This window comes from Patescibacteria group bacterium (genome assembly GCA_041665365.1).
Taxonomy (GTDB): domain Bacteria; phylum Patescibacteriota; class Patescibacteriia; order UBA9570; family UBA9570; genus UBA9570.
Genome location: JBAYIY010000008.1, coordinates 63,084 through 77,519, shown reverse-complemented (window position 1 = coordinate 77,519; position 14,436 = coordinate 63,084). Strand labels below are relative to the sequence as shown.

12 protein-coding genes are annotated in these 14,436 nt (G+C 40.2%); 5 read left to right on the top strand and 7 right to left on the bottom strand.

Translation table 11 applies throughout. The features are described from left to right. From WCV88_04670 to WCV88_04660, 3 genes are all read right to left on the bottom strand, one after another. Window positions 1-347, bottom strand: a 347-nt coding sequence (locus WCV88_04670; protein MFA6475459.1) for a hypothetical protein, incomplete at its 3' end; no start/stop codon positions are given. A 279-nt stretch (window positions 348-626) separates the two neighbouring features. Further along, complete coding sequence (locus WCV88_04665; GenBank protein ID MFA6475458.1) at window positions 627-1,394, bottom strand: nucleotidyl transferase AbiEii/AbiGii toxin family protein; 768 nt, start codon at window positions 1,392-1,394, stop codon at window positions 627-629. 12 nt (window positions 1,395-1,406) lie between these two features. Next, the gene (locus WCV88_04660) at window positions 1,407-2,186 is read right to left on the bottom strand and encodes a type IV toxin-antitoxin system AbiEi family antitoxin domain-containing protein (protein ID MFA6475457.1); all 780 of its coding nucleotides are present in this window, start codon (window positions 2,184-2,186) and stop codon (window positions 1,407-1,409) included. A 154-nt stretch (window positions 2,187-2,340) separates the two neighbouring features. Between WCV88_04660 and WCV88_04655 the strand changes: the two genes are divergently transcribed. After that, on the top strand, window positions 2,341-4,053 hold the full coding sequence (locus WCV88_04655; protein ID MFA6475456.1) for a WD40 repeat domain-containing protein: 1,713 nt from the start codon (window positions 2,341-2,343) through the stop codon (window positions 4,051-4,053). Between the two features lie 59 nt (window positions 4,054-4,112). Here WCV88_04655 and WCV88_04650 read toward each other — a convergent pair whose 3' ends face one another. Next, a complete protein-coding gene (locus WCV88_04650; protein MFA6475455.1) occupies window positions 4,113-4,280 on the bottom strand; it encodes a hypothetical protein in 168 nt (55 codons plus the stop codon). A 163-nt stretch (window positions 4,281-4,443) separates the two neighbouring features. On the opposite strand from WCV88_04650, the gene WCV88_04645 reads away from it, so the two are divergent. After that, window positions 4,444-4,596: a hypothetical protein gene (locus WCV88_04645; protein MFA6475454.1), complete on the top strand. Its 153-nt coding sequence runs from the start codon at window positions 4,444-4,446 to the stop codon at window positions 4,594-4,596. Window positions 4,597-4,752: 156 nt separating this feature from the next. On the opposite strand, the gene WCV88_04640 is transcribed toward WCV88_04645, so the two are convergent. Further along, window positions 4,753-5,073, bottom strand: a complete 321-nt coding sequence (locus WCV88_04640) for a hypothetical protein (GenBank protein MFA6475453.1) — start codon at window positions 5,071-5,073, stop codon at window positions 4,753-4,755. Window positions 5,074-5,152: 79 nt separating this feature from the next. Between WCV88_04640 and WCV88_04635 the strand changes: the two genes are divergently transcribed. Together WCV88_04635 and mgtA are read left to right on the top strand one after the other, a co-directional pair. Then, complete coding sequence (locus tag WCV88_04635) at window positions 5,153-5,830, top strand: hypothetical protein (GenBank protein ID MFA6475452.1); 678 nt, start codon at window positions 5,153-5,155, stop codon at window positions 5,828-5,830. Between the two features lie 8 nt (window positions 5,831-5,838). Beyond that, window positions 5,839-8,370, top strand: a complete 2,532-nt coding sequence (gene mgtA / locus WCV88_04630) for a magnesium-translocating P-type ATPase (GenBank protein MFA6475451.1) — start codon at window positions 5,839-5,841, stop codon at window positions 8,368-8,370. Here mgtA and WCV88_04625 read toward each other — a convergent pair. Beyond that, window positions 8,367-10,163: an ABC transporter ATP-binding protein gene (locus WCV88_04625; GenBank protein ID MFA6475450.1), complete on the bottom strand. Its 1,797-nt coding sequence runs from the start codon at window positions 10,161-10,163 to the stop codon at window positions 8,367-8,369. The two genes, mgtA and WCV88_04625, sit on opposite strands and share 4 nt — an antisense overlap. Window positions 10,164-10,189: 26 nt before the next feature. Continuing rightward, complete coding sequence (locus WCV88_04620; GenBank protein ID MFA6475449.1) at window positions 10,190-11,932, bottom strand: ABC transporter ATP-binding protein; 1,743 nt, start codon at window positions 11,930-11,932, stop codon at window positions 10,190-10,192. A 288-nt stretch (window positions 11,933-12,220) separates the two neighbouring features. Here WCV88_04620 and WCV88_04615 point away from each other — a divergent pair, with 288 nt between their 5' ends. Further along, complete coding sequence (locus tag WCV88_04615) at window positions 12,221-14,395, top strand: integrin alpha (GenBank protein MFA6475448.1); 2,175 nt, start codon at window positions 12,221-12,223, stop codon at window positions 14,393-14,395. Window positions 14,396-14,436: the final 41 nt, after the last annotated feature.

Below are 14,436 nucleotides of genomic sequence, written 5' to 3'. Positions count from 1 at the left end.
TTCTCGTTGCAGTAGGCGTACTTCGACGCCTCGATCCGCTGCCACCGCGGGTCATCGCCGTCGACCTCGATCTCGAACACCGTGAGACCGTCGATGACGGGGGTCGGCCTCGACTTGCCCGACTCCATCATGATGAGGGCGGCGATCTTGTCGGCGAGTTCCGACCTCTTGACCACCATCATGAGATCGTTGTCACCACCACCAGCGCGGAACACCGCTTCGATGATGGCCTTGAAGATTTCGAACGCCATACCGAAGGCGGTGAAGTTGATAGATGACCTATCATTGTACACGATACCCAGGGCCACACTGAACGCACTGAGGTACTTGGAATCGATACTCGCCATGATGAAGACCCCTCGACCATTTCAACCACGAAGTCAAACATCACTTCTCGAGAAACCATTCCCAAGATGAAAGTGCGTATGATCATTCGCAGCCCGGAAAAAAGAAACGATTTCTATATTCTAGGCTACGAATGATTCTTCTTTGGCTATTTAAAGAGCTATCTATTTTAAAAAAAATAGATCTACATGTTAATCATTTTTAATATCCTGTCAACCTTAATAGGTAATTTGATTGAATTTAAATAAACACCTAGCAAAACTGGTAGTCACCTATTCAACTCATTTCTGAGGTAATATCTCCGCAAATATAAGTTGTTGCAGGCATTTTTCAATGCTGTTATCTATTAATGATTCTGAGTAGTGAATCGCTGCTAATTCATTCTGCTTATTGGCTTGCACTAATTGCCAGTTACTTAAAATATTTTGTGGACTGATTGGTTTACGCACTTCTTTTTGTTGTAATAAATCTATTATTTCGGTTAAAGCAATCTTCAGTTTTAGACAAATCATTGTGAAATCATAAAAATCACGGTAACGAATACGATCATTCATCGCTCGAATTTTTTCAGCGGCAATTTCCCTAATATCCATTACCCGTACTAAAGTATCCACGCCGTACACATTGTGATACTTAATTTCAAGTGGAGGTAAAACAACATTCTGTAAAAAATCTATTTCCACTTTCATTGAGTTAGCTTGATTTAGCGGACCGATAAATTGTAACCGCTCAACTTTAATTGTCGCCTTCGAAACATAATCTTTTTTTATAGACAAAAAATCATAGTCAGCAAATATCGCTTTTACTTCATTTAAAATCAGCGGCACAGTATTGCTTGAAAAATCCAAATCTTCTGAAAACCGTAATTGTGGCAGATAAGTATGATGTAACGCCGTACCCCCTTTAAAAATCAACTTATCTCGTAAAGGTGATTCGTAAATTATTTTTGATACCAGTGCCAAAAAATAATCCTTTTCTGCCACAGCTAAAGGGTAACGTAAACTGGTACGATTAATTGCTTCGAGTTCTCGGCGACCGAGTAGTTGCATAACTAATAAATATTACTGTTCGAAATGTTGATGATAATATAACCTCCATTTTGCACTAAATTTGGTACTGTCTGTAGTCATTTTACTAACACTGCGATCAGTTTGAATTAAAATATACAGCTGACTAGTATCATACTGAATTTGATCCAATACGAAGCCAACGATACGCTGTACTGTAACAGTTTGCCGACGTAATAATTCAATCAACCTCTGAAGATCAATATCCGATTTGTACTCTCGGAATTTTTCTTGAACGATATCAACCGCATAAAGTGAGCGATGGAAGTGCAATAAATCTAATAACGCTTTCTCGGCTGTGGCAATTTTTACTATTCGATTATCAAGTTTTTCTTCGATAAATCCATAATATTGTTCCTGGGTAGTATATACAAAATGATACTGAATATCTTGAATTACTTTCACTGTTTCTTTTTTTAATGAAACGGATCGGATAATTTTTAACATCTGATCAAACATGCCATGATGTTGTAACGCCGCTTCAAATGAAACATAGGATTGGGGTACAATAATCTGCGCTACAGTGGGTGAAGCTAGTGTGATTGCACCTAATGATTCCATCGAAGAAATGACATATGTGCCACGTTGCAGCCGCACTAACCAACCTGTTTGTGTGAGCTTATTAACCCAATTACGAACTGATTGTCGATTACTGGTATAGTGTTTAGCCTCTTGAACAATCTGCTCAAATTGAACAACATCACCATGCTTTGCTAATAGATTTTCCAGCAAATAATGGTCTTTTTGGCTTAAAATGGTATTTCTTATAGTCATATAATAACCTATTATGATTATTTTATATACTAAGTATATACCAAATTCTAATAATACTCAAGTTAGACACACAATTGGTGCTGAACTTTTGTTAAACTGTCACTCCTGTTATACTGTACTCAATAAAAATTTAAGACAAAAAACTATGTCTAATATGAAAACACTATTCAAATCTGGTTTAATGAGCGGACTTTTGTTTGTGGTTTTGACCAGTGTCGCGTCAGCCACCTACCAAGATTACACTTACACCTATTCCGACTCTGATCCAGACACGATGGATTCTAACTACCACTATAACAGTTTAACCCTATCTGATGATGGTTCAGTGGCCGCGGCCATTGGTGGTTTGGATGTGACGGCCGAAGCTGACATGGTAGTTTTTAAAGATAATAAAACCACGCCGGCTTGGGGTTACTCAGTAGGTGATAATGAAGCGATGCTTGATTTAGCTTTATCGGCCGATGGTTCAACGGTCATCGCCTGTGGAAGCGAAATTTGGGTTTATGATATTACTCAAGCCACTTTGTTATGGGAATACAGTGATAATATTTATGCTTATGATGTTTGTGTGTTATCAGACGATGGGCAGTACCTTGCCGCCGGTGATCGTGGCGGTAGTGTTACTTTATGGCAACGCGGTAGCAGTACACCGGTGCGTACTTGGGAGATAGCTGAACCTGGTTATTTTGTGAATAGTTTAACCATGACACAATCTGGCAATAATATTTTTGCCAGCACCGATTACACGACTGCTTATCTTGATACGCAAAGTGATGACAGACTGTGGATTAAACAAAGTGCCACAGAAATACTGTCGGCTGGCTGTGGTGACAAGGATTGTACCTATGGTTACTTATTGCGCGCTGATGACGATCTAACGTATGGCGGTTTTACTTTATATGGTATTAATGTTCATAATTCAAATACCTTGTGGACTAAAAATATTGCCAGCGATAATGATCCGGTGGTAGCACTCTCGAGTAACGGTAAAAAACTGGTGTTAACAACCAATGATGGTTACTACGGCTATAAAGGCACCACTGGCCGGCAACTTTGGAAGTTTATGCGTAGCGGTGGTGAAACTGATGTGGCTATGTCCAATAATGGTAAATGGATCGCTGTTACTGATGGTCACGAGTATGTTTATGTCTTCGATTGGAATTACCCACACAGTACGCAACGCCCATTGCGTATGATCGCAGAAACTTTCCCTGGCTCAGTGGCGCTAAGTGGTAATGGTGCTACGTTAGTTTATGAACATGGCTCTTTTACTTTTAAAGATTTACCTCCCAGCCTATTGGTTAAGACCAAAGGTGTGCCAGTTTACGCTCGCGAACTGCCAGTTCACATGCAATATTATGTGTCCAACCCCGGCAATAATAAAAATCTTAGACTTCGCACCACGTTAAGTTTGCCTCAAGTGGCTTTATTAAGTGATTTTGGCCAAACCGTGGATGGTGAACCGCAAGGTGTTAAGGGTAAACTGTTAGATTATGTCAACAAAACTTTACCTGGTTATGAAGTCGGTGAAGAAGGTCGCGTCGCTGATCAGGCCGCGCACTCATCCGAAGTAATTAGTGCCAGTTTTACCATGCCAGATATGATTATGCCAGATTGGGTGGGTGATTTATTAGAGTTTTTAGGTTTAGACGACTTGTTCAATGATATGTTCGGTCAACTTTCCACCCCCATGGATATGCTGCTCAATGCCAAACTAAATGCCGAAATGGCCTCCGAAACTTCCAATCAAGCGGAAGTTGGCGGATTATATCCCCTATTTGGTTTAGGCCAAACCCAACTGTATGATGCCGTTACCAATGAGGTATATGATTCCGACCGGTTCTTCTTTATCTATATAGCGTTTTAATTTAGGTAGAACTGGTTTGGTTTCAACTTTTTCTGCATTTGATGATTATCTAACTTACACTATAACGCGAAAGCTCGACCATGTTTCTGCAATTCAATAATAACCTTTAAATTTGATCGAGCCCTTTGTAAACTCAAACCCTCAATTTGAGCAGATCGTTCTACCGCTTTAAATATGATTTTCTTTTCAGAAAGATCTTGATTATTAGCTTTTTTTACTGTATCCATGGCGGTATCGTACCATAAAATGTATTATTTTTCAAGAGCCAAAAAAATCACTATTACATTAACTTTGACTAAAGTTTATTATCAACCACATTCCAGTACAGGGTCTTGACAACTCCCTTTTTTCCTGCTAAACTGCCGCCGCCTTCAACAAAAGGGGCCTGAAATGAACACCACCGAGCAAGTGATCTCAACGCTGAGCGACCCGAAGTTCTGGGAGATGATTCTGATTCTTTCCCCCATCTCTCTGTTCGTGATCACCCCGGGCGGTGTCGCCTGGGTGTGGTTCTGCATCACCGTGTGGGAGCGCGTGCTGTAAAAGCACCCCCCACACCCACCCCCCCAAGATGTTTCTGCGAAACGTCTTGGGGTCTTCTATTTATTTGATATAAATTATATTACTTAGCCATGACCGGTTCAGACCAAACACTGACATTGCCTAAATCGTCTTGGGCGCGGAGGCGGTAATAATAAATCATTTTAATATACAAGTAACGGAAAATATCGGGCACTCTGTACCGGGGCCATAACAGGCATCACCACTTGAAGAGCCAATCATGATACTATCTTTAGTATAACCATCCGGACATTGACAATCCACCGTTGCCCCATCTTTGCTGGCTATGAATTGTAATCCTACAGGGCAAATAGTCCCATAAGATTTATCATAAGGTACCGGATCAGTTGGCTGACGAGTAGACATCATTTTCCAGACAAACCAACTTACCAACAACACTGCCACTACTCCACTCACAACCACTCCACCAATTATAATTAGCCACCAAGCTTTTTTCATATTTTAAATATTTTAAATCTAATATAGATATTAAACCATATTTTTTGACCTAACACCACCAATCAAGTAACATATAGTTATGAAAATATTCACTATCAGCCTAATTTTATTTCTCTTTAGTAGTGTTGTGCCGGCCTATGCTACCGCTGGTGAACATAAAAATGTTTTTTTCGTGCATCACTCGACCGGGGAAATTTACTGGAATGGAACCACCATGAAAGGTGGTATGGAAACTTATTTATCAAACCATGGTTACACCGGCCAAGCCCCCTGGTGGAATGGCAATACTGATCCGCAGGATTTTAACGACTTGTTTAATGACGCCAATTCTTGGACCACGTTTGGTGACGCAGATATTATTATTTTTAAATCCTGTTTCCCGGCCAGTGCCATTACATCAGATACCATGTTGGCACAATATAAAGATTACTATAATGAACTTTATAGTGTGTATGAGAGTCACCCGAATGTTTTGTTTGTCCCGTTATCTACTCCGCCTTTACCAAAAGACATGACCGACTCCGCTGAAGCTGCTCGCGCAATCGCTTTTGACCAATGGCTGACAACAGATTATCTCACTAATTACAGCGGTGCTAACTTAGCTCCTTTCCACCTGCATCGCCTGCTTGATAATGACGCCGGGTTTTTGAAAAAAATCTATGTGGCAGATCCGTACGATGGACATCCAAAAGCTAAAGCTGGTGTCACGGTTGGTAAGGCTATGTGGAAACACCTAAATCAGAAGTTAGGGATATAAAAATAACTATGTCAGATAATTTAGACTTTTATTCTACCGCCTCGGTTGAACAAAGTTTACAAAAATTAAACACCACTCCAGCTGGTTTATCCGCGGCTGAGGCTAAGGCACGTTTAGAGCAGTTCGGTTACAACACCATTTCTGAGAAAAAAGAACTTGGCGTTATTGTTGAATTTTTATCTCACTTTAAGAATCCTCTAATAATTATTTTGCTATCTGCCGCGCTCATTTCTGGTTATCTGGGTGAAACAAAAAGCTTAGTGGTTATTGTTGTCATGATATTGGCGAGTGTTATTTTAGATTTCTTTGAAGAACATAGTGCTAATAATGCGGCTAAAAAATTAAAAGAAAAAGTTAGTGTCACAACCACTGTGATCCGTGGGGGCAATAAACTTGAGACAAAAGCTTCTCAAATTTGTGCTGGTGATATAATTTTTTTAAGTTCAGGTGATTTAGTGCCGGCTGATGCACGCATTATTGAAGCCGATGATTTATTTGTTAATCAATCGGCTTTGACCGGTGAATCTTACCCCCAAGAAAAAACTCCAGAGGTGCTCGTTGCCGCCACTGAAACTGACAGTCGCAACACCAACATAGTTTTTCTTGGTTCCAGTGTGGTGAGCGGTACGGCTACGGCAGTGGTGTTTCAAACTGGTCAGAATACTGAGTTTGGTAAAATTGCCAAAAGTATTTTAGAAAAGGGTTCCAATGATGAATTTGAATTAGGTATCACCAAATTTGGCTTTTTTATCACCAAAGTTATTTTGGCTATTACACTACTAGTTTTTTTGGCCAACGCTGTACTGCATCATAATTTCTTAGAATCTTTCATTTTCGCCATTGCTATTGCGGTTGGTGTCACCCCGGAATTACTCCCGATGGTGATGTCTATTACGATGGCGCGCAGTTCGCAACGCATGGCCAAAAGTGGTGTGATTGTAAAAAAATTATCGTCCATTCCAAATTTTGGCAGTATGGATATTTTATGTACTGATAAAACCGGCACCTTAACCGAAGATAATATTCAGCTAGTAAACTACACGGATATATTTGGCAAGCACGATGAAACTGTTTTTATCTACACTTACTTGAATAGCACCTACCAAACCGGCGTCAAAAACCCACTCGATAACGCTGTACTCACTTACAAAAAAACCGACATTGCTGCTTATAAAAAAACTGAAGAAATTCCGTTTGATTTTGTGCGTAAAATGATGAGTATCGCTGTGCTGGGTCCGAACGGTCGAGTGATGATTACCAAAGGGGCACCGGAGGCTGTAATTTCCCATTGTACTCACTATTACCGTGGCGGCAAAACCTATCCCCTAACAGAAGACATGAAGCAAACTGCTTTCGATTATTATAAAAAATTAAGTGCAGAAGGTTACCGTGTGTTGGCTTTGGCGACCAAACCAAATTTAGCCGCCAAAGATAAATATACTATAGCCGATGAAGCCGATTTAACTTTGACCGGTTTGGTATCATTTCTGGATCCAGCCAAAACTGATGTCCGCAAAGTTTTATTGAAACTAGAAAAATATGGTATCGAAATAAAGGTCATTACGGGAGATAATGAATTAGTCACAGAAAAAATTTGTCGTGATGTTGGGTTAGAGGTCAGAGGTGTTATGTCTGGGAGTGAACTGGCGACTTTGTCTAATGATGCCCTAGCCGTGCGCGCCGAAGCCACCACCATCTTCGCGCGGTTTTCTCCAGACGAAAAAAATCGCATTATTGCCGTGTTGCGTGGTCGTGGCCATGTGGTTGGATACATGGGTGATGGTATCAACGATGCCCCGTCATTAAAAACCGCCGACGTCGGTATTTCAGTTAATAACGCCGTTGATATTGCCAAAGAAACCGCTGATATTATTTTAACCAAAAAACATTTGGGTGTGGTAATTGAAGGTGTTATTGAAGGCCGCCGGGCTTTTGGTAACACGATGAAATATATCATGATGGGTTTAAGCTCAAATTTCGGCAACATGTTCAGCGTGTTAGGAGCTGTGGTGTATCTACCATTTTTACCAATGTTGCCAATCCAGATTCTATTTAATAATTTTATTTACGATATATCGCAAATCACTATTCCCTGGGATAATGTGGATGCTGATTGGTTGAACAAACCAAAAAAATGGAATCTAGCCTTTGTAAAAAAATTCATGTATGTGTTTGGCCCGATCAGTTCCGTGTTTGATTTACTAACTTTCTATATTCTCTTCTCTGTCTTTCAGTTAGGTGAATCCGCCTTTCAAACCGGTTGGTTTATAGAATCGCTGGCTACGCAAACACTGGTCATACACATCATTAGAACCAAACGCTTACCTTTTATTCAAAGTCGCGCCAGTAATTTATTAATATTTTCCACTGTTACTGCTGTTATAATTGGTTGGCTAACACCCTATACTCCACTGGGAGATATATTTAATTTCTCCCCTCTACCTTGGTATGTCATGCTTACCATTGCCGGATTAGTAATTGTTTATTTAGGTATAGTAGAAATAGCCAAGCGTATATTGTATCGTCGAGACGCCATTTAGTTAGCACCCACAAACTGGCTATTATAGATCGAGGCGTAAAAACCATTGTTTTGTAATAATGATTGGTGTGTCCCCTGTTCAACAATGTTGCCATGATCCATTACTAAAATTAAATCAGCCTTACGAATAGTGGATAAACGATGCGCAATCACAAAACTGGTTTTGCCTTCCATCAAACGCTCCATGGCTTGTTGAATTAAACTTTCCGTGCGGGTATCAACCGAACTGGTGGCTTCATCTAAAATAAGCATCGGGGTTTTTACCAACATGGCACGAGCAATGGTGAGTAATTGTTTCTCACCCTGCGAAATGTTATTAGTGTCTTCATCTAACACCATATCGTAACCATGTGGTAGTGAATGCACAAAATGATCCGCATGGGCATTTTTAGCGGCCGCCGTAATGTCTGACTCTGCGGCACTCGGTTTACCGTAAGCTAAATTGTCTTTGATCGTACCATTGAATAACCACGTGTCTTGTAGCACCATGCCGAATAATTTACGTACATCAGATCTGGCTAAACGGCGAATATCGACACCATCAATTTTAATACTGCCAGCTTGCACATCATAAAAGCGCATCAATAAATTAACCATGGTAGTTTTTCCGGCACCGGTTGGCCCGACTATGGCCACGCGCTGACCGGGTTTTATTACCGCGGTAAAATCTTTAATGATAACTTGCGCTGGATCATAACCAAACACCACGTGATCAAATTCAACTTGGCCACGCACGTTGGTTAGGGCTAAACGATGATCGGCATCAGATATTTCTTCTGACTCACCAAGAAATTCAAACACCCGTTCAGCGGCTGCGGCGGTTGATTGCATAACATTAGCTATGTTGGCCGTCTGAATAATTGGTTGGTTAAATTGCTGCACATATTGTATAAACGCTTGAATGTCTCCAATACTAACCTTACCATTGATGGCCAGCCAACCACCCACAACCGACACACCAACATAACTAATGTTACTAACAAAACTCATGAGAGGCATTAATAAACCTGAGAGAAACTGTGATTTCCAGGCACTAACATACAGTTTATCGTTGATACTACGAAATTTTTCCACCGACCGCTGTTGGGCATTGAACACGCGCATCACATTATGTCCGGAATACATTTCTTCCACATGACCATTGAGATGCCCTAATACTTCTTGCTGTTGCTTAAAATAACGTTGTGATCGTTTAGCAATTATACCGATCAATCCAAAACTCAATGGCAATACTACCAGAGATACACCAGTCATCTGCCAACTGATCGATAACATCATGCCTAAAATACCAAGAATCAAAGTCACTGAGGTAATAATTTGAGATAAGCTCTGATTAAGTGATTGACTCACTGTATCAACATCATTAGTGACGCGGCTTAATATTTCACCATGGGTATTGGAATCGAAATATTTTAATGGCATGCGCCCAATTTTTTCAACCAAATCACGCCTAAACTTATAGGATATTTTTTGCGCTACGCCACTCATAATCCAACTTTGGATATAACTAAACAGTGCACTTAACACATATAGTGCTATTAATTCATAAACATAGGTGAGTAATTTGTCATAATGAAACTCTGATCGTTGCATTAAATCCAGTACTACCTGATTAGTCATATCACCTAATATTCTTGGACTGACAATAGCAAATATGGTACTAGCCAACGCGAAAAATAATACAATACCAATCGACCACCAGAACGGACGCAGGTACGATAATAACCGTTTCATGGTAACAGAAAAGTTCTTGGATTTTTCACCACCTTGCATCATACCGGCGCCACGCCCCATTGGACCAAAATTATCTCCGGCCTTACTCATATTGATATCGTACTTAATTCAGTTTCAGACAACTGTGATGAAGCAATTTCACGATACACCGCACAGGTTTTCATTAACTCTTGATGTGTGCCTTGCCCTACAACATTGCCTTCATCCAGCACAATAATTTTATCAGCTTGCATGATAGTACTAATTCTTTGTGCCACTATCAAAACAGTTTTATCGTGTGTTTCAGCTCGTAAAGCTTGGCGTAATAAGGCATCTGTTTTCATATCGAGAGCGGAAAAACTATCATCAAAAATGTAGATCTGTGGTTGACGAATAATGGCTCGCGCAATCGATAGTCTTTGTTTCTGTCCACCAGATACATTTGTGCCACTTTGGGCAATTGGTGCATCATAACCACCGTCTAGTTTCTCAACAAACTCAGTGGCCTGCGCCGTCTTAACAGCTTGCTTTACAGCTTCAACTGTGGCGTCTGGCGCTCCGTATTTAATATTGCTGTTTACGGTGCCAGAAAATAACACCCCTTGTTGTGGCACATAACCAATGCCACTATATAAATCTTCTAATTTTACTTGGCGAATATCAACCCCATCAATTTTAATTATCCCATTGGTAACATCATAAAATCTCGGTATCAAATTTATGAGAGTAGATTTGCCACTACCAGTACTACCAATAAAGGCTGTAGTTTCACCTGATTTAGCTACAAATGAAATGTCTTTTAAGACCGGTACGTCTGCTCCGGGATAAGAAAAAGTGACATGATCAAATTCCACCAGACCAGTTCTTTTTTCCGGAAATAATAGCGGTGCCGTTGGATCAATAATTGTTGAAGGTGTTTCTAACACGGCCGCAACACGTTTAGCCGACACTGAAGCCCGTGGAATCAAAATAAATATTATAGAAATCATCAAGAAAGAAAAGATCACTTGCATGGCATATTGCATAAAGGCCAACATTTGACCGATTTCTAAACTACCAGCATCAATTAAATGTGCTCCCACCCACACTACACTCAACATGGTGATATTCATTATCAACATCATCATTGGGAACATAAACACCGTTAAGCGGTTCACAAATAAGTTTATTTTCGTGACGTCAACATTAGCCTCGTCAAATTTTTTCTCCTCACTACTCTCTGTATTAAACGCTCGAATCACGCGTAACCCGGTGAGAATTTCTCGGGTAACCAAGTTGAGTCTATCTACCAACTGTTGTAATCGAGTAAACTTTGGGATGGCGATAATGAATAAAGAAATAATAATCGATAGTAATATCACCACAGCTAAAATCATAATCCAGGTCATCGATGGCGCATTTTGATAGGCTTTATAAATTGCCCATACTGCAGTTAGTGGCGCCATTAACACTAAGCGTAGCACCATCACCAATACCATTTGAATTTGTTGAATATCATTAGTGGAGCGAGTTATTAAAGATGCTGTAGAAAATTTATTAAACTCAGTTAATGAATAACTCTCGACTTGTTCAAACACTAGCTGTCTAATATCTTTCGCAAAACCGGTGGCAATCCGAGCTGCAAAAAAACTGACCACTACCGTTGCTGCGGCACCACCTAATGACACGAGTAACATCACTCCACCCGTCGACCAAATGAGATCGCTATTTTTCGCCACAATGCCGTCATTGATAATCTTAGCCATATAATCTGGCAAAGATAAGTTGGCCGCCACTTGTAAAAACACCACCCCCAACAAGAGCAATAATTGCCACCAATATGGTTTTAAAAAACGTAATAGTTTTGTCATATATATGTTGGGTATCTACAATAGTACAGACTTGACAAAATAGCAATTTGAAAGTTGCAGGATCAATCCATCGATCCTCCTTTCACTTGAAAAACACCCCTTATCTGTTTTTCTTTTGGTTTAAAAATAGCAATACAAACACCTAACAGTAAAAAAACCTACCATCATGGCCACAATCGATTCGAAAAACATAAACATAGAGGTGGTGAGGGAATCTAATTGTTGTCAACTAGACATTAAAATAAAAAGTTGCCTTTGATCATTTAAAAATGATATAATATTGTTGTTATGATGAAAAAAATATTACTAGCCTTGCTGTTAACTCTACCATCATCTGCCTTAGCACAAGATGTGTATAGTTTATCTACCTTTCAAGAATATACCGGTGAAGTCACTTCTGACTATGCCGGTGAACATTTATCTTCAGCTGGAGATTTTAATGGTGATGGTTACGACGACATTTTAATAGCAGCCCAAGGAAACAGTGATGCGGCAATAGGTGCCGGTGCGGTTTATCTGATCTATGGGCAAGCCAATCATTTAGTCAGTGCGTCTTTATCAACTGCGGTGGAATTTACCGGGGAAGCCGAAAATGACGCTGCTGGACGTTCCGTGGCTTCGGCCGGAGATGTTAACAATGACGGTTTTGATGACATTTTAATAGGAGCTTATAGAAATGGCGACGCAGACATTGGAGCCGGTGCGGCATATCTAATCTATGGACAAGCTACCCCTTTGTCAGGTGTAATTTCTTTGTCAACCGCTGCAGAATTTACCGGAGAAGCCGCGAACGATGCTGCTGGACGAGCTGTGGCCTCGGCTGGCGATGTTAATAATGACGGTTTTGATGACATTTTAATCGGTGCAGATGGAAATAACGACGCCGACGTTGGAGCCGGTGCAGTATACTTAATCTATGGTCAATCAACTCCTTTCGCTGGTACTTCATCTTTATCAACTGCAGTAGAATTCACTGGAGAGGTAACGGGTAATAATGATAATGCTGGGCGTTCCGTGGCTTCGGCCGGAGATGTTAACAATGACGGTTTTGATGACATCTTAATAGGAGCTGATCGAAATAGCGATGCCGATGCAAGTGCAGGTGCGGTTTATCTGATTTACGGTCAATCAACTCCTTTCACTGGTACATCATCTTTATCAACCGCAGTAGAATTCACTGGAGAAACAGCTGGTGATAGTGCTGGTATTTCCGTATCTCCCGCCGGCGATATTAATAACGATGGTTTTGATGATATATTAATAGGCGCTAACGGAAACAGTGATGTTGATGTTAATACAGGTGCTGCTTATCTTGGTTATCTATATCTAGATGAAGACAGCAATAGTATAGTGGATCCGTCTGGAGTTTTTGCTGGAGCAACTATTATTGACTACGACACAGATAATGATGGCAGTTATGTTGGACAAGACTGTAATGATAATGATGCTACCGTTAGTATTAACCAAACTTATTACCGAGACAACGATCAAGATGGTTTAGGGGATTTAGCAACCACAACAGCCGTTTGTTTAAGCATTGCTCCAGCCGGTTACGTTAATAACAGCACCGATACCAATGATACCGATTATGATAATGATGGTAGTATTACCAGCACAGACTGTAATGATGCTGATGCCACCGTTCACTCTAATCAAACCTATTACCGTGATGCTGATCTGGATGGTTTAGGTGATCTCGCTACCACCTCAGTGGTTTGTTCGATGACTGTCACAGCTGGCTATGTCACTAATAGCACTGATACAAATGATACCGATTATGATAATGATGGTAGTATTACCAGCACAGACTGTAATGATGCTGATGCTACAATTCATGAAAATCAAACTTATTATCGTGATGAAGATAATGATAGTTTAGGTGATCCAAATGATACTATCTCGATCTGTTCTTTCACTACACCTGACGGTTATGTCATTAATGGAAATGAAACCAACGATACTGGATCAGTGGCTTATGTGCTGGGTACTAACACTGGTCCTGGAATTATTAGTCTATATGATAGTAATGATGTACGTATTAGACAATGGGTAGCCTTTACTAAAGGAGGCGTGCTTGCTCGACTAGTCGACATAAAAAACACTAATTATGTTTTAGCTCTCAAGAAAAAATCTGGTTCTACTATACATATGTACGATACTACCGGAACAGTCCTAAAGAAACAAAGATTATCTCCTAAATTACACTGGCGCCAACCAGCCATTGGTAATCTGAATAATTCAACAAACACCGAAGAGTTTGTTATCTCAGCTAAACGAGCGTCAACTCTATATTTAAGAGTTTATAATTTTAACACACAAAATAATACCTTCAATTTATTGCAGCAAACTACTTACCACTACATTAGACATTCCTATCGAGTAGAAGTTAGAAATAAAACGGTGGTAGTAAAAATAAATGGAGCTGGTAAGACTGTGTTAAGTTGGAAGCCGTTTGGTAATTAAATAAAACCAGTAGAGTCATGCCGGCGGCACGTCTCTACTGG